Origin of the sequence: [Borrelia] finlandensis, assembly GCF_000181875.2 — a bacterium.
GTDB classification, from domain to species: Bacteria; Spirochaetota; Spirochaetia; order Borreliales; family Borreliaceae; genus Borreliella; species Borreliella finlandensis.
The window spans coordinates 1-21,766 of sequence record NZ_ABJZ02000005.1; the positions used below are offsets into that span (position 1 = coordinate 1).

General features: G+C 28.7%; 27 protein-coding genes and 1 pseudogene. 11 read left to right on the plus strand and 17 right to left on the minus strand.

From position 1 onward, the window contains the following. A pseudogene (locus BSV1_RS01200) lies at nucleotides 1–582 on the plus strand (phosphoglucomutase); the annotation flags it as partial. Between the two features lie 40 nt (nucleotides 583–622). On the opposite strand, the gene trpS reads toward BSV1_RS01200, so the two are convergent. The 3 genes from trpS to BSV1_RS01215 are packed head-to-tail and all read right to left on the minus strand — an operon-like array spanning nucleotide 623 to nucleotide 3,687. Then, a complete protein-coding gene (gene trpS, locus BSV1_RS01205) occupies nucleotides 623–1,678 on the minus strand; it encodes a tryptophan--tRNA ligase (protein ID WP_008882783.1) in 1,056 nt (351 codons plus the stop codon). A 2-nt stretch (nucleotides 1,679–1,680) separates the two neighbouring features. After that, nucleotides 1,681–2,769, minus strand: a complete 1,089-nt coding sequence (locus BSV1_RS01210; protein ID WP_008882434.1) for an AI-2E family transporter — start codon at nucleotides 2,767–2,769, stop codon at nucleotides 1,681–1,683. Nucleotides 2,770–2,829: 60 nt separating this feature from the next. After that, the gene (locus BSV1_RS01215; RefSeq protein WP_008882691.1) at nucleotides 2,830–3,687 is read right to left on the minus strand and encodes an HAD family hydrolase; all 858 of its coding nucleotides are present in this window, start codon (nucleotides 3,685–3,687) and stop codon (nucleotides 2,830–2,832) included. Between the two features lie 111 nt (nucleotides 3,688–3,798). On the opposite strand from BSV1_RS01215, the gene cdaA reads away from it, so the two are divergent. From cdaA to priA, 7 genes are read left to right on the plus strand one after another with little or no spacing between them, the layout of a single operon-like run. Next, nucleotides 3,799–4,569: a diadenylate cyclase CdaA gene (cdaA, locus tag BSV1_RS01220; protein ID WP_002656665.1), complete on the plus strand. Its 771-nt coding sequence runs from the start codon at nucleotides 3,799–3,801 to the stop codon at nucleotides 4,567–4,569. 4 nt (nucleotides 4,570–4,573) lie between these two features. Continuing rightward, nucleotides 4,574–5,578, plus strand: a complete 1,005-nt coding sequence (locus BSV1_RS01225) for a CdaR family protein (RefSeq protein ID WP_008882680.1) — start codon at nucleotides 4,574–4,576, stop codon at nucleotides 5,576–5,578. After that, nucleotides 5,575–5,949: a holo-ACP synthase gene (gene acpS / locus BSV1_RS01230; protein WP_008882602.1), complete on the plus strand. Its 375-nt coding sequence runs from the start codon at nucleotides 5,575–5,577 to the stop codon at nucleotides 5,947–5,949. Before BSV1_RS01225 ends, acpS begins: the two co-directional genes overlap by 4 nt. Before the next feature lie 3 nt (nucleotides 5,950–5,952). After that, a complete protein-coding gene (locus BSV1_RS01235; RefSeq protein ID WP_008882537.1) occupies nucleotides 5,953–6,792 on the plus strand; it encodes a DUF2225 domain-containing protein in 840 nt (279 codons plus the stop codon). Beyond that, nucleotides 6,793–7,533 carry a tRNA pseudouridine(38-40) synthase TruA gene (gene truA / locus BSV1_RS01240; protein WP_008882465.1) on the plus strand — a complete coding sequence of 247 codons (741 nt, stop codon included), beginning with the start codon at nucleotides 6,793–6,795 and terminating at the stop codon, nucleotides 7,531–7,533. Further along, complete coding sequence (locus BSV1_RS01245) at nucleotides 7,526–8,125, plus strand: uracil-DNA glycosylase family protein (protein WP_008882338.1); 600 nt, start codon at nucleotides 7,526–7,528, stop codon at nucleotides 8,123–8,125. Before truA ends, BSV1_RS01245 begins: the two co-directional genes overlap by 8 nt. Next, on the plus strand, nucleotides 8,118–10,100 hold the full coding sequence (priA, locus tag BSV1_RS01250; protein WP_008882765.1) for a replication restart helicase PriA: 1,983 nt from the start codon (nucleotides 8,118–8,120) through the stop codon (nucleotides 10,098–10,100). The genes BSV1_RS01245 and priA overlap by 8 nt, the downstream gene beginning before the upstream one ends. Here the strand turns inward: priA and udk are convergent. Both udk and BSV1_RS01260 read right to left on the minus strand, forming a co-directional pair. Beyond that, a complete protein-coding gene (gene udk / locus BSV1_RS01255) occupies nucleotides 10,097–10,717 on the minus strand; it encodes a uridine kinase (RefSeq protein WP_008882515.1) in 621 nt (206 codons plus the stop codon). The two genes, priA and udk, sit on opposite strands and share 4 nt — an antisense overlap. After that, complete coding sequence (locus tag BSV1_RS01260) at nucleotides 10,717–11,088, minus strand: rhodanese-like domain-containing protein (RefSeq protein ID WP_008882397.1); 372 nt, start codon at nucleotides 11,086–11,088, stop codon at nucleotides 10,717–10,719. The genes udk and BSV1_RS01260 overlap by 1 nt, the downstream gene beginning before the upstream one ends. A 128-nt stretch (nucleotides 11,089–11,216) precedes the next feature. Here BSV1_RS01260 and BSV1_RS01265 point away from each other — a divergent pair, with 128 nt between their 5' ends. After that, a complete protein-coding gene (locus BSV1_RS01265) occupies nucleotides 11,217–12,176 on the plus strand; it encodes a YitT family protein (RefSeq protein ID WP_039949449.1) in 960 nt (319 codons plus the stop codon). Between the two features lie 2 nt (nucleotides 12,177–12,178). Here BSV1_RS01265 and BSV1_RS01270 read toward each other — a convergent pair whose 3' ends face one another. The 10 genes from BSV1_RS01270 to ruvA all read right to left on the minus strand — a co-directional run bounded on the left by BSV1_RS01270 (nucleotide 12,179) and on the right by ruvA (nucleotide 18,107). Further along, nucleotides 12,179–13,159, minus strand: a complete 981-nt coding sequence (locus tag BSV1_RS01270; RefSeq protein WP_008882681.1) for an RluA family pseudouridine synthase — start codon at nucleotides 13,157–13,159, stop codon at nucleotides 12,179–12,181. A 4-nt stretch (nucleotides 13,160–13,163) separates the two neighbouring features. Beyond that, complete coding sequence (locus tag BSV1_RS01275) at nucleotides 13,164–13,676, minus strand: hypothetical protein (protein WP_008882572.1); 513 nt, start codon at nucleotides 13,674–13,676, stop codon at nucleotides 13,164–13,166. A gap of 7 nt (nucleotides 13,677–13,683) precedes the next feature. After that, the gene (locus BSV1_RS01280; RefSeq protein WP_008882506.1) at nucleotides 13,684–15,351 is read right to left on the minus strand and encodes a diphosphate--fructose-6-phosphate 1-phosphotransferase; all 1,668 of its coding nucleotides are present in this window, start codon (nucleotides 15,349–15,351) and stop codon (nucleotides 13,684–13,686) included. A 71-nt stretch (nucleotides 15,352–15,422) separates the two neighbouring features. Beyond that, nucleotides 15,423–15,584: an S-adenosylmethionine:tRNA ribosyltransferase-isomerase gene (locus BSV1_RS07190; protein ID WP_008882671.1), complete on the minus strand. Its 162-nt coding sequence runs from the start codon at nucleotides 15,582–15,584 to the stop codon at nucleotides 15,423–15,425. Continuing rightward, on the minus strand, nucleotides 15,542–15,796 hold the full coding sequence (locus BSV1_RS07555; protein WP_008882650.1) for an S-adenosylmethionine:tRNA ribosyltransferase-isomerase: 255 nt from the start codon (nucleotides 15,794–15,796) through the stop codon (nucleotides 15,542–15,544). The genes BSV1_RS07190 and BSV1_RS07555 overlap by 43 nt, the downstream gene beginning before the upstream one ends. 19 nt (nucleotides 15,797–15,815) lie before the next feature. Next, on the minus strand, nucleotides 15,816–16,220 hold the full coding sequence (locus BSV1_RS07380) for an S-adenosylmethionine:tRNA ribosyltransferase-isomerase (protein WP_342626640.1): 405 nt from the start codon (nucleotides 16,218–16,220) through the stop codon (nucleotides 15,816–15,818). Then, the gene (locus tag BSV1_RS07385) at nucleotides 16,220–16,348 is read right to left on the minus strand and encodes an S-adenosylmethionine:tRNA ribosyltransferase-isomerase (protein ID WP_008882398.1); all 129 of its coding nucleotides are present in this window, start codon (nucleotides 16,346–16,348) and stop codon (nucleotides 16,220–16,222) included. Before BSV1_RS07385 ends, BSV1_RS07380 begins: the two co-directional genes overlap by 1 nt. Then, on the minus strand, nucleotides 16,329–16,451 hold the full coding sequence (locus BSV1_RS07390) for an S-adenosylmethionine:tRNA ribosyltransferase-isomerase (RefSeq protein ID WP_008882322.1): 123 nt from the start codon (nucleotides 16,449–16,451) through the stop codon (nucleotides 16,329–16,331). The genes BSV1_RS07385 and BSV1_RS07390 overlap by 20 nt, the downstream gene beginning before the upstream one ends. Beyond that, entirely contained in the window at nucleotides 16,426–17,469 is a 1,044-nt protein-coding gene (gene ruvB / locus BSV1_RS01290; protein WP_008882584.1) for a Holliday junction branch migration DNA helicase RuvB, read from the minus strand. Before ruvB ends, BSV1_RS07390 begins: the two co-directional genes overlap by 26 nt. A 44-nt stretch (nucleotides 17,470–17,513) precedes the next feature. Further along, nucleotides 17,514–18,107 (minus strand): Holliday junction branch migration protein RuvA, encoded by a 594-nt coding sequence (ruvA, locus tag BSV1_RS01295; protein ID WP_008882501.1) that lies wholly within the window; start codon nucleotides 18,105–18,107, stop codon nucleotides 17,514–17,516. A 79-nt stretch (nucleotides 18,108–18,186) separates the two neighbouring features. On the opposite strand from ruvA, the gene BSV1_RS01300 reads away from it, so the two are divergent. Further along, the gene (locus tag BSV1_RS01300) at nucleotides 18,187–19,326 is read left to right on the plus strand and encodes a PQQ-dependent sugar dehydrogenase (protein ID WP_008882697.1); all 1,140 of its coding nucleotides are present in this window, start codon (nucleotides 18,187–18,189) and stop codon (nucleotides 19,324–19,326) included. A 6-nt stretch (nucleotides 19,327–19,332) separates the two neighbouring features. Here BSV1_RS01300 and BSV1_RS01305 read toward each other — a convergent pair whose 3' ends face one another. Together BSV1_RS01305 and BSV1_RS01310 are read right to left on the minus strand one after the other, a co-directional pair. Then, entirely contained in the window at nucleotides 19,333–20,064 is a 732-nt protein-coding gene (locus BSV1_RS01305; protein ID WP_008882620.1) for a YebC/PmpR family DNA-binding transcriptional regulator, read from the minus strand. Then, complete coding sequence (locus BSV1_RS01310) at nucleotides 20,065–20,970, minus strand: bifunctional 5,10-methylenetetrahydrofolate dehydrogenase/5,10-methenyltetrahydrofolate cyclohydrolase (protein ID WP_039949452.1); 906 nt, start codon at nucleotides 20,968–20,970, stop codon at nucleotides 20,065–20,067. Nucleotides 20,971–21,120: 150 nt separating this feature from the next. Here BSV1_RS01310 and BSV1_RS01315 point away from each other — a divergent pair, with 150 nt between their 5' ends. Then, nucleotides 21,121–21,759: a BB0027 family outer member beta-barrel protein gene (locus BSV1_RS01315; protein ID WP_008882721.1), complete on the plus strand. Its 639-nt coding sequence runs from the start codon at nucleotides 21,121–21,123 to the stop codon at nucleotides 21,757–21,759. The last annotated feature ends 7 nt before the right edge of the window (nucleotides 21,760–21,766 follow it).

Sequence of the window (21,766 nt, forward strand, 5' to 3'; positions counted from 1 at the left end):
AAAATCTCAGGAGAGGGATCAAATGGGGGATGTATAATTCATCCTTCAAGGGTAAGAGACCCAATTACTACTTTACTTAGTATCGTAAAATTATTAAAAATGAAAGAACTTTACCAAATATGGTGTAAATTGTCTAAAAACCACTATAAAGAAAAGTACAACTTAAAAGATATTTTAAATACAACAAATTTTTATAGTAATGTAATAGTATCATCCAAGAAAGCCAATTTAACAAATCTAAAAATAGAAAATCAAGAAATTTTAAAAAGCAATTATGAAAATCTATTGATTAAAGAGATAAAAAGCAATAAGTTATTTCAAGAATTATCAGTAGTTGATTATGAAATCATTAACTATGAAGGCAAAAGACAATCTAAGATTAGAACAGGAGATTCTTCGGGAGGATTAAAGGTATTGTTAAAAACTAATAAAGAAATTGTTGCAACCTTATGGATGAGAATCTCAAAGACAGAACCAGTAACAAGAGTGCTCAGCGAAGTTGCTTATGCAAAAAGAAATATTTTGTTCAAGCTACTAGAATTTAACAAAAGATTAATAAAAAAGGCAAATCTACCTAAATAAGTTAATTACTAATATAAGTCTAGCATAAAATCAATAATTTTCATTCTTCATTTTTAAATTTTTTCTCAGCACTATATTTTATTCCATTCCAAGTTTTTGAAAGCCCTATTAAATCCTTAACATCTTTTACTACTTTATTTGCAACAAACCTCGCCTTGCTTGTACCATCAAAAATAATTTCATCAATGTAATCTTTTTTTTTGGCTTCATAAAAACTTCTTTTATCTCTTATTGGTTTTAAAAAGCTATTCAAAGCTAAAAACAATTTTTTCTTAACCTCAACATCACCTACTTTACCCTTCTTATACCTACTTTTAAGATCTTCAACTTCTTCATGATTACCATTAAAAAAACTGTGATATATAAAAACGGGATTACCTTCAACATTACCAGGAATATCTGCCCTTATCCTATTTGGATCCGTATACATAGACATAATTTTTTTTTCTAATAAATTTTCATCGTCGTTTAAAAAAATTGCATTATTAAGGCTCTTACTCATTTTATTTTTGCCGTAAATACCCACCAAAGGACGAGAATCTGTGAAAACAGATTCAGGTATTGGGAAAAAATTATTTTTGTACAAATGGTTAAACCTTCTTGCAAGCTCTCTTGCAAATTCAATATGAGATTCATTATCACGCCCAACGGGAACTAAATTTGCTTTTGTCATTAAAATATCTGCACTCATAAGAACAGGATACCCCAAAAGGCCATAAGGAATCTCTTTAAGTCCAGCTGCAATGCTCATGTCTTTTATACTTGGAATCCTTTGCAAGCGCGCAACAGTAACAATCATTGAAAATATTAAATGAAGCTCAAAAAGCTCAGGTATGGCTGATTGCAGATATATACTAACCTTATCAGGATTAATTCCACAAGCAAGATAATCTAAAACCATTTCTCTAACATTAGAAGGTATTGTACCGATGCTCTTCAAGTCAGGCTTTGTAGTCAAAGTATGTAAATCGGCTATAATAAAATATGTTTCATACTCTTCTTGAAATTTTAACCGATTTACTACAGACCCCACATAGTGTCCCAAATGAAGAGCGCCAGTAGGCCTATCTCCCGTAAGCATAACCTTTCTTTTCAAAATCAAATCTCCTTACCTTTACTTGAAATATGGCTAATATTACTTAAAATCTCAGAACCACCCAAAAATACAGAAAAAGACTTAAGCCAGCTCACATTATCAACTATTACCTTTACAATCACAGTAAAAGGATACGATATTAAAAGACCCACGATACCCCAAAGCCATCCCCAAAAAAACAAAAAACATAAGAGCAAAAATGGTGAAATATCAAGTCTTTTCCCCTGCATTTTTGGTTCAAGAATATTTCCAATCAACATTTGAATAGAAGTATTATATATAAAAACATAAAGCACTATGTTTAAATTTGGATAAAATTGAATTAAAGATGTTATTACAATAAAAAACACAGCCAATATGGACCCAATGCTGGGAATAAAATTGAAAACAAAGGAAAGAACTGCCCAAACAAGAGGAAAATCTTGCCCAAACAAAGTTAATCCAATAAACACTAAAATGCCCGTTAAGCAACTAACAAGAATTTTTATTCCCAAATATTTGCCAATTTGATTATTAATGGTATCTAAAGCCCCAATAAATCTAGTAGATATCGGCTTTTTAAAAGCTTTATCAAGTTTCATTTCAAAAACATGTATTTCTGAAAGCAAAAAATACAACAGCAAAAAAACTACTACCAAACTGCTTGTAAATCCGATAATTTCATTATAAGCTCTTGTTAGAAAAGGATAAATGTAACCAGAAAAATTCACATCATTAATAACAGAGCTATCAACTTTATATCGACTAAGCACATCTTTCATGATAAATGCTAATTGGTTTTGATAGTATGGCAATTGCTTCATTAAAACAGTAACGCTGTAATAAACAAAACTAAAAATCAAATAAGAAAAAGAAAATAATAAAAAAAATATAATAAAAACTATTAAAAATTTTGGAACTTTGAATCTTGCTAAAAAAGTATAAACAGGATAAACTAAAAATCCCAACACTATGGAAATAGCCAAAGGTTTAAATACGGCTTCTGCTATTTTAAAGGCCCCAATAAATATTAAAACTATAACAATACAATAAAAAACAGATTCCACTCTCCAAGGCTTTAACCCTTGATTTGTATTTAAATCTTTAAGCATATTCCCCTCTTTTCGTTTTTTTACTGCTTTTATCAACTAAACAAAAGTAAGTTACATGAATCATACGCTCAAGCAAATTTTCTCCATTATCCAATTATACAATTTAGTACCCTTAGTATAATTGGCCTCAGCAAAATCTCCAACTCTATTCTCATAAAACAATTTTTTTGCATTCTTATCATTTCCATGATACACTGTCAAAGTATTTCTACAATGTTTCAAAATATTATTCAAGATTTCAAATGCCGGAACATCGCTAAATCCATCTGCAATGTAAAATATATTTTTAAAAGGAATTTGTCTTTTGCTCTTTGGCACTCTCTCATTAATCTTCTCATAAGACCCTTTATTGATTTCAAAAATAACTCTGGTTTTTATTGTATGATCTACAAAGTAGCAAACACTGCTTAAAATCTTATTTTTAGAAAATTTATCATCTCTGAGCTCGTAAAAAGGCATTAAATAAGAATCTATAAACTCACATGCCCACACTTTACTCACATAAGGCGCAATTTTACTTCCCAAAATCATTTGTCTAAACCCACTTGAAACAATGTAAATTTTAACCTGCGAATTACTATTTTCCAACTTCTTATTTATTTCAGATATCTCATCAAATAAGCCAATAACCCCTTCAAAAAATCTTAACTTAGCACCCAAATTAAATAATGCTCTATTATCCAGACTTTCAAAAAACCCTTCCCTTACGTAGGTTAAAAAATGGGATAAATATATCATTTCATTAGAAATTATATTATAACCGTTTTGCTTATAAACATACTCTAAACCTTCAACTTCTCTCCAAAAAGAACAAGAATCAACACAATACTCATCAAACAGTACTTGCTGCATATTGCCATAAATAAGAGTATTGTCAAAATCAAATATTAAAGCTATAATATTTTCTCTTTCATTCATAAATTCAAAAACAATTTAATTTAATAATTACAAACTGTGCTTATTTATATATTTTATATTATACTAATATAGGTTAATAAGTACAGTGTTTTAACATTGAGTAGAAAATTTATGATAGACATAAATGATTTAAATCAAATAAAAGATACTTTTTCAAGAATCTTAGATCTAAGCTTAATTAGCATCCTAGTATACTACATATATAAAAACGTAATCAATTCTTATTCTACAAATCTATTAAAAGGAATGTTGATCATCATCTCTGTAGGAATTATCTCCTATTATTTAAATCTCTATACTATTAGTTGGCTGTTAAATTATATAGCCAACATATTACCAATAGCAATAGTCATACTTTTTAATCAAGAAATAAAAAAAATAATAATGCAAATTGGAAATTTCAATTTGGCCTTTAAGCTTTCAAATAAAAAAGAAGAAACTTTAAAAGTTATTTCTGAAATCCTAAAAGCAGTCAAACACCTATCTGAAAACAAATCTGGCAGCTTGATATGCATTGAAAAAAAAATACAGTTGGAGCAAATAATAAACAAAGGAACTAAAATTGATGCGCTAATATCTAGTGAACTGCTAATATCACTATTTGAGCGCGAAACTCCTCTTCACGACGGAGCTGTAATAATTAGCAAGAATAAATTAAAATACGCAGGCTCATTTTTACCATTATCTAATGTTGATTCTATTAGCAAAGCATTTGGAACAAGACATAGAGCAGGACTTGGGATTTCTGAAAATTCTGATGCAATAACAATAATAACCTCCGAAGAGACTGGATCTATTTCTATTACAATCAATGCAAAATTGGAATACAATTTAAGCTTAAGTGAAATTAGAAATAAGTTAAATCTCGAGCTAATAGAGTAAAATAATGAAAATAGGCAAAAAAATAATAAATATAATAAAGTTGCTATTTGATGATTGGCAAAACAAAGCTATTTCCATTTTAATAGCTATTTTAATGTTTGTAGCATTTAATTTTAATAAAATAGAATCAATAACAACTGAAAAAGAATTCAAAATTATCTTGAATGATCAAATAGCTCTTGGGAAAATACCAGACTTTAGCAAAATCAAGATTACAATAAAAGTCAACAAAGATGACTTAAAATACCTTGATCTTAATAAAATAATATTATTTATTGAAGCATCAAACATAAAGATTCCTGGAAGCTATAAGCTACCAATAAAAATAAAAAATCTTAACTCAATACACATTGCAGAATATAAGCTTTCAAAAACAAGTGTGTTGCTAAATCTTGATAACAAAGTCTCTAAATTAGTTAAAATAGAGCCCAAGTTTAAACTTATAGAAAAAGATGGCAAAGGAGAATATTTTATTGCAAAATACAATATATTACCTGAGAATTTATTAGTATATGGACCTGAGCAAGAGCTCAAAAAAATAAACACCATTCAAACCAACGTAAAAGAGTTTGACACAAGAACTCTATTTGTATCAGATTATCTTGAAGTAGTTCCACCAAATCCTCTAGTTATGCTTGAAAAAAGTCATGTGGTAGTCAATATTTATTTAAATAAAAAATATTCAAACACAACAATAAAATCTCCTAATCTTATTTTTAATAATCTTAAAAATGGCCTTGAAATTAAAGATAAAGAAAAAATAATAAACTCAGAAAATAAAATGTTCGTAAAAATAAAAACAAGACTTTCTGAAAAACAAATTAAAGCTCATATAAACAATCAAAATATAAGCCTTGCTTTTGATTTAGCAGATATAAAAACTCCCGGAATTTATAACATTACTGCAAATATAATTCTTAAAGAGAATATCAATGAAACAGAAATATATGATTATGAACCCAAAAAAATAAAACTAGAAATAATTGAAAGCTCAGAGATCAAACCATGAAGTCAATAGGATGTGATATAATAAAAGTAGAAAGATTTAAAAATTTTTTAGAAAATAAGAAAAAAATGGAGAGGTTCTTTACACATAAAGAAATTGAAAATTTTAAATTAAAGGGGGGCAGCATTATAGAAAGTTTAGCTGGAAAATTTGCAGCTAAAGAATCTTTAATTAAAGCATTAAGTCCACTGTTGAAATATAAAATAAATTATACCCTTAAAGATATTGAGGTAATAAAATCTTTAAAAGGAAATGCAGAGTTTTGTTTGCATAATGAAGTTGAAAAATTTGCAAAAAAAATGAATTTAAAGCTATACCTAACAATATCCCATGAAAAGGAGTACGCTATTGCATTTGTAATAGTAGAAAGTTAATTCATGAAAAAAATATCATATTTTACAAAAGAAAAAATTGAGTGTCCTATATGCTCTTTTAAATTTCAAAAAGAAGAATTTTTGACCGGAAGCAGTAGATTAATAGCCGGGGAGTTAAAAATTGACCTAAAAAGAGAATATATAAAAAACGACAAATATGGCAACATTTATCCTAGAATATATTCTATAACAGTATGCCCAAAATGCTACTTTGCAGCATTCCCAAGCGAATTTAATTCAGTCCCTGAAAATAAGAAAGAAATTTTGCAAAATAAAAAATACGAAAGAAAAAAAATAAATACAATTTTTGACAACATGATCAACTTCAGCAAACCTAGGACATTAAAAGAAGGAGCTGCAAGCTATATTCTTGCCATGCTGTGTTATGAGCATCTAGAAAAGAATTATAACCCCACATTAAATCAGGCAAAATCAGCAATAAGAGCCGCTTGGACATTCGAAGACCTTGAAAAAGAAGAACCAAACAAAAACTATAATTATCTTCAAAAAATATTTTACCACAAAGCTGCATACCTTTATAAACTAGTTATTGAAAAAGATAAAGACAATTCAGAACCTGTTAGCGCATCAACCATGTTTGGCCCAGATACAGATAAAAATTATGGCTATGATAGTGTACTATACTTATCAGGCCTTCTAGAATACTTTTATGGGAATAAAGACAATAAAGAATACAGATATAAACAATTAAACGACATAAAAACCACTCTTTCCAAAATAGCAGGCATGGGTAAATTTTCAAAAGAAAAGCCTTCAATACTTTTAGATAAAATCAAAGAAGTTTACTTTAAAATATCAAAGGAAATGAAAAATCTTAAATAAATGAAAAAAATATTGGCTGAAATCGCTTATGACGGATCTATATACCATGGATTTCAAATACAACCAACAAAGCCTACAGTTCAAGGAGAAATTGAAAAAGCTCTAACGAAAATCAACAAAAAAAAAGTAAAAATTCATTCATCCGGAAGAACAGATAAAGGCGTTCATGCAAAAAGACAAATAATAACGTTTGATATAAAAATCAATATTCAGCTAAACAATCTAAAAAAAGCTTTAAATGCAATATTATTAAAAAACAGCATAAAAATACTAAAGCTCAGGTATGTGAAAAATTCATTTCATCCACGTTTTAGCGCTCAAAAAAGAAAATATAGCTATTTTATATTAAACAACGACAACTACTATCCTTGGGAAGGCTATCAAGCTCACTATGTAAATAAAAAACTAAACATAAATAATTTAAACCAAATGGCCAAAACATTGATTGGAAAACATGATTTTACCACATTTTCATGCATAAAAGATAAAAGCAAATCTAAATTTAGGCATATACATTTTGCCAAATTTAAAAAAAGAGGAAAATATATTATTTTTGAAATAATAGGATCTTCTTTTTTGTGGAAAATGGTAAGATCAATAATAGGCACAATGCTGGACATTGAAATAAAAAACGAATCAATTTCTACTTTTGAAACAATACTAAAATCAAAAAATAGAAACCTTGCAAGAACAACTGCGCCTGCAAATGCTTTATTTTTAGACAGAGTTTACTATGAATAATGGTGTTTTAACTAAAAAACTTTTTTTACTTAAAATATTGACAAATAATATAGAAGGCAAAATTACAGAAAATTTTGAAGAAATAGACAATGAAATTAAACAAAAAATAGAAAAAGCTAAAAACACTAAAATTTATCAAAAAAACGAAAATATTAAAGAACCTGCAAAATTACCTTTGGAAAACCAAAATTCAAAAAACATATTATTAAATAATAGCTTACAAGAAAAAGGTATCAGCGATCACATCATAATATATGTAAACAAAAACTATCTCAACGAACCTTCAAGGGATATTATAACAAAATGGTGCAAAAGCATAAACATATATAATTATAAAATAATAGATACTATTGAATCACTTAACTTAGAGATCAGCAACAAAAATCCTAAAGCAATTTTATCTTGCGAAGAAATAGATTTTTTCTTAAATCAACCACTAAGAATTCACATTGTAAGAGGAATAGAGCTGAGATTTAAAGGCATTCCATTAGTTTTCACATATCTTCCTACAAATCAAATAAAAAATCCAGAATTAAAAAAAGAAATATGGCAAGATTTAAAAATAATAAAAGGCATAATAAAATATGGTTGAGCATTATTATTCAACTTATTACTATGAAATAGCAATAAATATTCCTTTAAATAAACTTTTTTTTTACAAATTTAACTTAAATCTAGAAATTGGAATAAGAGTAATGGTTAATTTTAATGGCTCCAATAAAATTGGAATAATTATTAAAAAATATTTTGAAAACGAATTTAAAGAAAAATTTGAATTTAAAATAAAAGAAATTATTAAAATAATAGATACAACTAAAATAATAACAGAACATAACATTGATTTAGCACATTGGATTAGTAAAAAAACATTTTCGGGATTTGGAGAAACTTTATTCTTTGGGTTGCCCCAAAATTCAAAAGCTAAAAAAAATCAAACATTATCTTCAATAAATGAGCATCCAGATCATAAAAAATGCCTTGAGCTAAACAACGAACAACAAAATATTTACAAAGAAATTATCGGGTCAGAAAAAACTAATGTTTTTTACCTTTTTGGAATACCTGGATCTGGAAAAACTGAAATATTTATCAAATTGTGTGAATACTATTTAGCACTAGAACAACAAGTGCTTTTTTTGATTCCTGAAATATCATTAGGATATCAAATAATAAAAAGAATAAAATATGCATTAAATATGCACCATAAAATTTATGAATATAACTCCAAAGTTCCGAATTCTAATAAAAATTTAATATGGAATAAAGTTCAAAATGGAGAAAGCCTGGTTGTCATTGGTATCAAAAGTGCTTTAATACTACCCTTCACCAAATTGAAATTAATAATTATGGACGAAGAACACGAAACTACATACAAATCTGAAAACATTCCAAGATTTCACTCAAGACACATATCATTTTTTTTACAAAAAAAATTTAATGCTAAATTTGTAATGGGAAGCGCAACGCCTTCTCTTGAAGCATACCATGCAATGAAAAATAACCAAATAAAAAAAATAATAATGCAAAACAAATTCTCTCAAAGCAAAATAGAAGATATAAAAATAATAAATATGAAAAAAGAACCTAGCACAATTTCATCAGAACTATTATACAGTATACAAAAAAGTTTAAATGAAAAAAGACAATCTTTGATTTTCATTAATAAAAGAGGATATCTAAAAAATCTCGAATGCAACGAATGTGGGCATATAATTTGTTGTCCAAATTGCTCATTTGGTTTGATTTATCATAAAAAAGAAAACAAACTTTTATGCCACTATTGTAGTTATAAAACAAAAACAGCAAGCCATTGTCCTCAATGCGAATCAAAAGACATTAAATACAAAACTTATGGAATTCAGCTTGTTGAAAAAGAATTGAAAAAATTTTTACCAAATGCAAAAATTGCAAGAATAGATTCTGATATTACAAAAATAGAAAATATAGATTCAATAAATAAGTTCGAAAATAAAGAAATAGACATACTTATCGGGACACAAATCATTGCAAAAGGATTTAATTTTGAAAATATAAAAACGCTAGGTATAATCAACGCTGACATTGGAATGGGACTGCCTGATTTTAGAAGTGGTGAAAGAATTTTTACAACACTCTCACAAATTATGGGAAGAGCCGCACGATTCAAGGATGACAACACAATTATTATACAAACAAAAAATCCCAATTATTATGCCATAAAATATGCTTATAAGAACCAATATGAACAATTTTACGAAGAAGAACTAGATATACGAAAAAAATTGAACTATCCGCCGTTTAACAAAATTATTAGAATAATATTTAGAAGCAAAAATGAAGAATCTGCTAAACAAAAATGTTGGGAATTTTTTGAAAAATCTAAAGAATTTTTGCAAGAAGAAATTGAACACTTAGGCCCATCAGAAGCTATTATGAAGAAAATATCTAAAAATTACAGATACAATATAATATACTTGTCAAAATCCTACAGCCTGCTTGAAAAACTAGTTAACAAGACAAAAGAAAAGGTAAAAATGACAAGCACTGTTTATATTGAGATAGATTATTACCCAATATCATTAATTTAGGTAAAATCTAACCCTTCCTTACTTAAAGACTTAAGAAACGTTGAAAGCACATAGAGCGCTTTATCATTGTGACCTCCCTCAGGAATAATAAGATCAGCATATTCTTTGGTAGGCTCAATAAATCTATAATAACCCCATCTAGTGGTATCTAAATACTGATCAATCACCGATTCCACAGTACGTCCTCTTTTGGAAATATCTCTTCTTAAACGCCTAATAAATCTAATATCATTGGGGGTGTCAATATATATTTTAAGATCTATTAAATTTCTTACTCTCTCTTCAACAAAAATCATAATACCCTCAACGATAACAACAGGAGTTGGAACAACCAAAACCGTTTTAAGTTGTCTTTTATGATTAATAAAATCGTAAAGAGGCATATCTATTGGACTATTTTTTTTTAATTTTTTTAAATGTTCATAAAACAAATTATTATCAAAAGCATCCGGATGATCAAAATTTACCTTAGAAAATTCATGCTCATAATCGCCTACACTCTTATAGTAATTATCTTGAGAAATAAGGACAAATTCTGGAATAAACTCACTAATCTTGCTTACAACTGTAGTTTTTCCGCTTCCAGAACCACCAGATATCCCAATAATCTTAGCCATCAAACAACTTCTTTTTTCGCTTGTGGCATGTCTTTCAAGGTACCAGCAACAAATACATTCTTAAATCCCATGCTTTTTAAAACTTTTTTAGCCTCGTAAGACTTATTAAAACTTTTACCATAAACAATTATTGGGGACTCAAAATCACCTAATTTATCCTTTTTAGCAAATAAATTATTAAAAGGAATGTTAATTGACTTAAAATAATGAGACTTACTATATTCTTTGGGAGACCGAATATCCAAAATTTTTGCTCCATTTTGGATTTTTTCTAACAAAAACAGATTAGTTCTTTTCATCCTAAGGATAATAAAAAACCAAATATAAAAAAAAAGCAGAACTATTAATACTGCAAATCTTGCATAATTCATCGCCATAGTTTCATGAACATGATATCAAAAAAAATAAAAAAAGTGAATAAAATTGTTTTTTTTGCAAAATTAATATAGAATTCAAGTAAATTACTAGCTTGTAGCTTAAAAGTGGCTCTAACATTAAGATGAAAAAGAAAAAAAAGATACGTTGTCGTAGAATTAAAAAAAAACTCAAACTATTATTTCTAATACTAATAAAAAAATTAAAGACTATAACTAAAAATCCTAAATTAATATTTGATAGCACAATACAAATAACTTTAGGATCTGCGCTAATGGCAATTTCCACCAATGTTTTGTATATTCCTCATGGACTTCTTAGTGGTGGAATTGGGGGCATTTCATTAATGCTGCATTACCTGTTAAGCTTCAATTTGGGATGGACAATATTTGCATTAAACATACCATTATTTCTTATTGGAATAAAATTTTTAAACCTAACATTTATAATTCAAAGCTGGATTTCAATGGGATTATATTCTATTATCATAAACCACTCCCAGTTTTTACAAAATAAAATACATCTTAATGATATGATGCTGGTATCAATACTAGCTGGACTTATTTCTGGACTTGGGCTTGGGCTAATATTTAAGGGCAAAGGATCTTCAGGGGGATCAGATATAATTGCTATGATCATTAAAGAAAAATATTCAATTAGTATTGGAACAACAAACTTCGTAGTTAATCTTGTGGTATTAATACTTGCAACCTTTTTCTTTAATATTGAAATAGCCCTTTATACACTAATAGCATCATTTGTAACATCTATTATGACAGACAAAACAAGTACTGGATTTGGCAATCAAAAAGCAATATTAATCATTTCGGATAAAGGAAAAGAAATTGCCTATCTTCTTACAAACAAGTTAAAATTAGCCGCTACATTAATAGACGGAAAAGGTGCTTGGGCAGGAACAGAAAAAACTATAGTATTTATAGTAGTCCCAATAATGCGTTTATCAAGAATTAAATATATATCACAAAAAGTTGATCCAAATTGTTTCATTACCGTTATTAACACTAATGAAATCACTGGGGGTAAAATAATAACTGACCCAATCTCATTAAAACAAGAAATTTAAAATTAAAAATCTCTTAAAAAAAGAACCAAATTGTCAATAATCAAATTTAATTCATCACTCTTGTAAAAATTCGACAAAAAAATAACAAATCTTTTGGGAAATTCAGAAATAAATTTCTTAAAAGAATTTTTTCCAACATCAATTTCAAGCTTATAAGAATGAAGCATCAGCGTTATTTTTTTCAAACTGCCATCTACTCTGCCATAAACCTCATCTCCCAATATTGGAAAATTAAGATATTTCATATGAACTCTCAATTGATGAGTACGGCCGGTTTTAGGCTTTAAAGCTAAAAGAGAATATTCCCCAAAATTGAGCAGTAATCTATATTCTGTTAATGCCTTTTTTCCTCTATCCTTAGAAACACTAAATTTTTTCCTGTTGTGTTTATCTCTATCTATAAAAGATTCAATGCTTCCAAAAAAACTATTAAAATTACCCTTAACAATTGCAATGTAAACTTTATTTGTTCTTTTATCTTTAAACTGCTGAGCTAAAAATCTTAAGGTACTAATGTTTTTTGCACAAATTAGAACTCCAGAGGTATCTTTATCTAATCTATGAACAATTCCGGGTCTAATTTTTTCTTCATTAAAATTAATTTTCAAGCTTTTTATATGATATAAAAGAAAATTTACAACAGTATCATCCCAATGTGATATTCCAGGATGACTCAAAATTCCTTGTGGTTTATTCAAAACAATAACATTGGAATCTTCATAAATTATAACAATAGGGATATTACTCGGCCTAAGGCAATCAACTTGACTACTCTCCTCGTCAAATTCAATTAGTATTTCATCGTCTTTAAAAACAGGCTTGGATAATTTTATCTTTAAAAATTTTCCATTACTCTTTTTAAACGCTTCTACATTTCTTCTTTTGATCTGACTTCTGGTAAAAACTTCAAAATTGCCTGATAGGTAAAGATCCAATCTTAAAGCATTTTCTTTAACGGTAAATTCTCTCTTAAGTCTTATCATATCATTAAAGAAAATAATCAAGCAAAGCAATGGTTAATGCAATTATTGCTCCAATAGAAGCTGAAACAATAAATTTTTTATAAATCTCATCTTTTGAAAAACTAGGACCATTTGAAAAAGGATATGGAACGTAATTTGCATTCATTCCGCTATAAAAATAGTAGCCCACATCAAAAAAAAATAAGCTCAAAAATAAAACTATTGGAAAAGATCCAATACTAATAGCTGAAAACCTAAAAAAATCTTTTGCTGATTTTGACTCAAGATCATTCTCAAGATTTAAAGCTTTATTCTCTTGAATATTTTTATAAAGAAAAGAATCGTCATTATCAGCAACAGACATATTATTATTTTTTTTATGAGAAACAAAATTGCCATTGGAAGTCGATTTGTCTTGCAATGGCAAACTTTTAGCATCACTTAACTTTAAATAATTAAAATTGAACTTGAAATAATCAAGTGAATTTGAATAAACATTTAAAACACTAAAAAGCAACAACAGGCTTCCAATAAACATAAATTTACTACTTCAATAATTCTAACTTTAAAGTCTCAGTTATCTCATCAACAATCTCAGAAGAGCCAAAATACTGTACAGGCCCTGGATATAAATACAAATTATCTAAAGCCCACTTATCACGATTTTTAACAAACTCTTTAAATGGTCTTCCTTCTAAATCAACTAGAGCTTTTTTTATAACAGGTTTTTTCTCTCCATACCTTTCTTCCATATTCATCAACATTGTTAGAGGCACTCCCCCTGCAATCCAATCTGTTGGTTTTAAATTTAGATTTTTTATACAAGACATATAGCCTGTTAGACCATTTAAAATAAGAACAACAGCATTATAACCTAAGCTATAACAATAATCACTATCAAAATTAGAGGGAAAAGCGCTTCTGCCTTCATAGCCAAAAAAATGATCAACCGGAGTAAAACTTCCCTTATATTCTCCCCTTTTCTTCAAGTCATTTAATCTTGATTGAATCATTTCAATAAACAATTTTTCAGTAGGAACTCTTGAAACATTAAAATTCCCATGAGGATCTCTTTCTAAAATTGATTTTATAAGTTCAAATTGAATAAACAAAGGCAAAGATAGATAAACTCCCTTCATATAATCACTAAGCTTGGCAACAAAAATTTCTTTCATTTTTTCAATATTAAGCCCCTTAAACTCACCTTCATTTTTATCAAAAATATCACATAATTCAAGCATTAAGGACTTAACTTCTGGAATAAACTCAATTAAACCTTCAGGAACTATAACTACTCCAAAATTATCTCCATTTAAAGATCTCTTTAAAATAACAGACACCATTTCATCGATAATTTCAGACAAAGTCTTCTTTTTAGCTAAAACCTCTTCAGATACAATACAAATGTTTGGATGAGTTTTTAAAGCACATTCCAAAGCAACATGAGATGCGCTCCTGCCCATAAGTTTGACAAAATGCCAATATTTTTTAGTAGACATAGCATCTCTGCACAAATTACCTATCAACTCAGAATAAATTTTTGTAGCAGAATCAAAACCAAATGAAATTTCAATATGATCATTTCTTAGATCAGCATCAATTGTCTTTGGAACTCCAATAACTTGAATATTTTCCCCATTCTTTTTAAAATACTCTGCAAGAATAGCAGCATTGGTATTTGAATCATCACCACCAATAATAATAATTGCATCAAGATTGTTTTCTTTAGCAACAAATAAAGCTTTGTTATAATGTTCTTCAGTTTCTATTTTTGTTCTCCCAGAAGATACAATATCAAAACCCCCAGTATTTCTGTAAGAATTTATTAAACTCTCAGTAAGTTCAATTTTGTCATTCTCCAAAAGGCCTAAAGGGCCTCCCTTGAATCCAAAAAGCTTTGAATTTGGATTAAATTTTTTTATTGCATCAAAAACACCAGATATAACATTATGTCCCCCAGGAGCAGGTCCTCCAGAAAGAATAATTCCAATATTTAAAGCTTTTGAAAAAGATAAACTTGACTCACCTTCGGTAAAACTTATAATTGGCAATCCATAAGTATTCTTAAAAAATTCTTTTAAAGCCTGCCTATCTTGAATTGCTTCAGTATTTTCTCCATAAACTAAACTAATATTATTAAAATCTTTTTTTAAAATATTTGGTAATTTGGGAATATACTTTTGCCTTTCCTGCTTAAAAAGAGAAGTATTCATACATTTTCCTCCTAATTAATTAATTAAGCCTTTATCATAAATTAAATATTAAAATAATTTACAACTAATATCTATATATGATTTAGAATTAACATAGCATCACCATAAGAAAAAAATTTATAACCTTTATTTATAGCTTCTTCATAAGAACTAAACACAAAATCTTTGCCTGCAAATGAAGAAACCAGCATCAAAAGAGTAGATTGAGGTGTGTGAAAATTTGTAAAAAGCATGTCAACAAACTTAAAACAATAGTTCTTGCCAGGATAAATAAAAAGATTTGTACTTTGCTGACCCGTTTTAATTTCTTAAGGTTATTATCATAAGATGACCCCAAAGCCCTAAGCGCTGTGGTAACAACTGACAAAATTCTTTTACCAAGAAGTTTTGCATTCTGCAATCTCTCAGCCACAAAATCTTTTATTAAAAAAGTTTTAAAATACATATTATGTTCTTCAACTTTTTTAGATCTTATAGGAAGAAAAGTCCCAAGCCCCCCACATGAAGAGTGATAAAATCATATTCAATATTGTTATTTTCAAAAGAGCAGAAAACAAATCTCTGCTAAAATGTAACCCTGCAGTTGCAGAAGCTGCAGATCCAACATATTTAGAATAAATAGTTTGATATCGATTTTCATCTATCTTATCATAATCTCTTTTAATGTAAGGAGGCAAAGGAACAAAACCATGTTTTTCAAAATAATCTTCACCAACATCATTGTTAAATTTTAAAACAACCTCACTACTACTTTTTGACAAAATTTTACACATTAACCCTTCGGGGAATTTGTAAAAATTGCCAATAATTTGCTTTTTTGACTTAGAAACTAACGTAGTGAATAAATTAGTGCCAATTCTATTTAAAATTAAACATTACTGCTCATCTCTGATTCTGCATATATTCTTGATTTTCTAACTTTTGAGTTATTAAAAATATTACTATTTCTATATTTTAAAATATTGTTTATAGAATTTTCATGGTAAATTTTTTGCAATTGAGGCTCTAGCACCACTAACCTTGAAGATTCTCTTTTTTTCACTTGGATATTGCGCTATTAAAGAATGGGATAAATTAAAATGAAACTCTTTGGTTTTCATTAAGACCATCCTCTTTCATCTCTAAGTTTAAGTGAAGGTATGCAAACTCAGTAGCTTTACGACCTCTGTGAGTTCTACTGATAAATCCTTTCATAATTAAATAAGGCTCATAAAAGTCTTCAAGAGAATCTGCTGTTTCTCCTACAGAAATAGCTAAAGTATCAACACCTACAGGTCCTCCATTAAATTTCAATATCAAACTTCTTAAAATATTTCTATCTTGCTCATCAAGGCCTTCCCCATCAATTCTAAGCATTTCAAGCCCAATTGAAACAATATCACTTGTAATAACCAAACTTCCAGTTACCTGAGCAATATCTCTTATTCGTCTTAAAAGTCTATTTGCTATACGAGGAGTCCCTCTTGAGCTTCTTGCAAGAAGAAAAGCAGCATCCTCTTCTATTTCAATATTTAAAATAAGAGAATTTCTCTTTATTATCTCAACAAGCTCTATTTCGCTGTAAAGTTCAAATCTTGCAGTAATTCCAAATCTCGAATAAAGTGGAGATGTTACTTTTCCTGGTTTAGTAGTAGCTCCAATCAATGTGAATTTTGGAAGTGGCATTCGAACAGTTCTTGCATTGGCTCCTTGCCCTATTACCCAATCCAGCTCATAATCTTCCATGGCAATACAAAGCATTTCTTCTATTATTGGTCTGAGCCTATGTATTTCATCAATAAATAAAACACTCTTCTCATCAAGACCTGTTAAAATTCCAATAATATCTTTTGGTTTGTCAAAAGCCGGAGCTGAAGTAATCTTAATAGAAGCATTCATCTCAAAGGCAATAATACTTGCAAGAGTAGTTTTCCCAAGACCCGGTGGGCCGCTTAAAAACACATGATCTAGGGCCTCATCTCTCTCTTTAGAAGCTCTTATAAAAATACTAAGGGTTTCTTTAACATTAACCTGACCTTTAAAATCTTCAAAAACTTTAGGCCTAAGCTCATTTTCACTCTTATCATATAAATAATTTTCATTAGAGCTTAAAAAGCTTATACTATTTTCGTCTTTCATAAACATTCCTTAAAAACTATTTTATAACTATAAAAAACTAACAATTAATTCGATATTCTTTTTAAAACCTCCTTAAATAAAAACTGCTCCTTTTCAGAATCTTTTAAATTTGCAAATTCAGCTAAATTGAAAGCCTCTCTAATCTTGCTATTAACAATTTTTCTATCAAATCCCATACTAACAATTGATTCTTCTAATTCTTTAAATCTAAAAAGACCAGTGGATTCAAGCTCACTATTAATCAAAAGCTTACCTTGAAGATGTAAAAACATTTTACCAGCCATTTTTTTACCAATGCCTTTGATTTTAGAAACAAGTTCAATATCCTCTCTATCAATAGCCTCCTTAAACTCATTATACCTTATATTGGATAACACTCTTAAAGCAGCCCTTGGGCCTACTCCGCTTACTCCAATAAGCTCCTTAAAGATCTCTCTTTCATCTGAATTTAAAAATCCAAAAAGTTTTAATTCATTTTCTCTCGTATAAAGATAAGTAAACAACTCAACTTTGTCTGACAAATTAAAATTAGCAAGGCAAAATGCACTAACTAAAAGCTCAAAGTCAAAAACAGTAGTCATTAAAACTAAACTAGATTCTTTTTTTTCTATAACTTTACCATGAATCTTATTTATCATATAATTAAATTATAAATTATATTACACAGAAACATTCAACACTTTAAAGCAAAAGCCTTAAGTAAAAAAAGGACACTAAATGAAAAATCAATTTTTAAATAGCTATTTTCAATTAATTACAACTATTTTCTTAATCTCATCTGTAACTATAGCAGCAGAAGAAAGAATAAGCACACTAAAAGTTCCTAATGGATTTAAAGTCGAAATTTTTTTAAACAATACAATTGAAAAACCTAGAGGAATCACAAGCGATCAAGATGGAAATATATTCATAGGATCTGGAAGCACTTTTGCATACCTTGTAACAAAAAACAAAAAAATTTATACCATAGCAAAAACCTTGCAAAAACCTATTGGTATTGCTTATTGGGATAATAAGCTCTACATATCTTCTGTCGATAAAATATATGTAGTTGAAAATGTAAAAGAAGAAATTAATAAAAGCATAAAATCAAATAAAGACTATATATGGAAAATGCAAATTTTTTCACTTTTGCCAAAAAATAATTCTCAAATGCATGCAGGACGTTACATTAAAGTAGATTCTAAAAATAACAAATTAATAGTAAATATAGGATCCCAGCATAATGTTAAAATTCCCCTAAAAAAAGAAGCAGTAATCCTTAGTATTGATTTAAAAACAAAAAAAGAAGAAATAGTAGCTTTTGGGGTGAGAAACTCAGTTGGGTTTGATTTTCATCCAATTAGCAATGAAATATATTTTAGCGACAATGGCCAAGACAGATTAGGAGACGACATTCCCCCAGATGAAATAAACGTAATAACCGAATATAAAGAACATTTTGGATTTCCCTATGTGTTTGGAAAAAATCAAAAAAATTACGGTTTTTATAACAAAGCACCCAAAAACACTAAGTTTAGTCCATCTATTTACGAACTTCCCGCACATGTAGCTCCACTTGGAATACACTTTTATCGGGGAAATAACTTCCCAAAAGAATACATAAATAAATTATTCATAGCAGAACACGGCTCGTGGAACAGATCTTCTCCTGTTGGCTACAAAATAACAACACTAGACATTGATTCTAAAAGCAGAACAGCAAAAAATTACAAAACTTTTTTATATGGGTTTTTAAAACACGACAACTCTAAATTTGGACGCCCTGTTGATATAATCACATATTATGACGGTTCAATTCTTTTTACAGATGACTTTGGAAATAAAATATACAGAGTTTACTACGAAAAGATTTAAATAAAACTAACTTAATTCTTCTGGGATCTCCAAATTATGAATTACTTCCTGAACATCATCAAAATCTTCAAGCTTTTCAACAAGAAGAATTATTTTTTCTGCTTGCTCTTTGTTTAAAGAAATTTTATTTTCAGGAATTAAAGCTATTTCTGCCACCTCTTCTTTAAATTTGGTTTTTAAAAAAGATAAAACTTTGTCAAAATCATCAGGACTTGTTATAACTTCTGCCTCATTGTTTGAAACTAAAATATCTTCAGCACCAACTTCTAATGCAAATTCCATTATTTCATCTTCAAGATATTTTTCTAAATTGTAAACAATAAGACCCTTTCTGTAAAACATATATGAGACTGAACCTGGGGTACCAAGAGATCCTCCACCTTTTGCAAGAACACTTTTCACATCGCTAGAGGTTCTGTTTTTATTATCCGTTAGGCATTTAATCATTAGAGCCACTCCATAAGGAGCATAAGCCTCATAAGTTATTTCAAAATATTCAACCCCTTCATTACCGCCAATACCCTTTTTTATTGCCTTCTCAATATTATCTTTTGGCATATTGGCAACCTTAGCCTTATTAATAGCTACCCTTAGTCTCGGATTAGATTCAATATCCCCACCCCCTATTTTAGCTGCAATAGTTATTTCTCTTATTAGCTTTGTAAAAATTTTATTACGCTTTGCATCAAGAGCACCTTTTTTTCTCTTTATTGTTGACCATTTACTGTGACCAGACATTTACACCTCCAACAATTTTTCCAACCGATCTAAAACGTCAAACATCCTATTATTAATCAAATGAGCTTTAATTGTATTAAACATTAACATAAGAACCGTAACAGGACCTACTCCCCCCTTAACAGGAGTAATAAATTTAACGCACTCTTTAATATTGTCAAAATCTGTATCGCCTGAGAGAATTTTTCCGTTATCAGTCTCAATTTCAGAAATGCCAATATCAATCACATAAGGCTTTCCGCACAACATGCTTTTATCTATTAACCTAGGCTTACCAACAGCAGAAATAACAATATCTGCCTGCCTTAAATAAACATCTAAATAAATGCTCTTGCTGTGACAAGCAATAACAGTTGCATCATAAGGTTTTGATGAGAGCAATATTGAAATAGGCCTTCCTACAAGAGGACTTCTACCAACCACAACAACCGTTTTTCCCGATGTTTTTATCCCTTCATCTCGCAAAATCTTTAATACAGCAAGAGCTGTACAAGGAATAAATCCTTTTTTATCGCCCAAAATCATTTTTCCTAAATTAACAAAAGATAAGCCATCAACATCTTTTGAATAAACTATGCTATTTAAAATAGAATTTAAATCCATGCCTTTCAAAAGGGGTAATTGCACAATAATTCCATCTGTACTTAAATTTTTATTTTCTCTATCAATTACTTCTAAAATATCGCTTTGAACAGAGTTTGCAGAAAATTTAATTACTTCAACATTCAAGCCAATCTCTTTTGCAACTCGACTCTTAATTGAAACATAAAGATTGCTTGCAGGCTCATCATTTGCTAAAATAACTTTTAATGCAATTTTATCTCTCAAGTCATGCTGTTTTAAGAATTCTTTGAGCATTAAATAATACTTATTCGCAAAATCTTTCCCATTAAACACAATATTCAAAATATACCCCTTAAACCCCAATAAGATTACCTTAACATTATACTTAGATTGTCAACATAAGGAAAGTCAAACAACCAAATTTCAAATTGTAATTAAATTTATTTTAAACTATAATAAACAAGGATAATAATTTTAAAAGAATGGAGAATAATGAGAAAGTATCTTTTTATAATACTAATTGCAGTCTTACTAATTGGTGTAAACATAAAAAAAATTGCGGCTGCAGCCAATATTGATAGGCATACAAACTCCACTTTAGGAATAGATTTAAGTGTAGGAGTTCCTATTTTTTACAACGACTTATCAAAAGCTTATCCTACCAATTTATATCCAGGAGGTATTGGGGCAATAAAATACCAGTACCATATTTTAAACAATTTAGCAATTGGACTTGAACTAAGATATATGTTTAACTTTGATATTAATCATTCTTTTAATATATTAAATCCAGATTCAAGTGTAGGTAAAATTTTTTATAGCGTGCCTATTACATTTTCAATAAATTATATATTTGATATAGGAGAATTATTTCAAATTCCAGTATTCACAAATATAGGGTTTTCTCTTAATACATATGGAGATAGAAACAACAATATTACAAATTTAAGAACTTTTGATGCACTCCCTACAATCTCTTTTGGATCTGGAATTTTATGGAACTTTAACTATAAATGGGCTTTTGGAGCAACAGCATCTTGGTGGATGATGTTTGAATTTGGAAATTCTGCTAAAATGGCACATTTTGCACTTATATCATTATCAGTTACAGTGAATGTAAATAAATTGTAGGATAAAA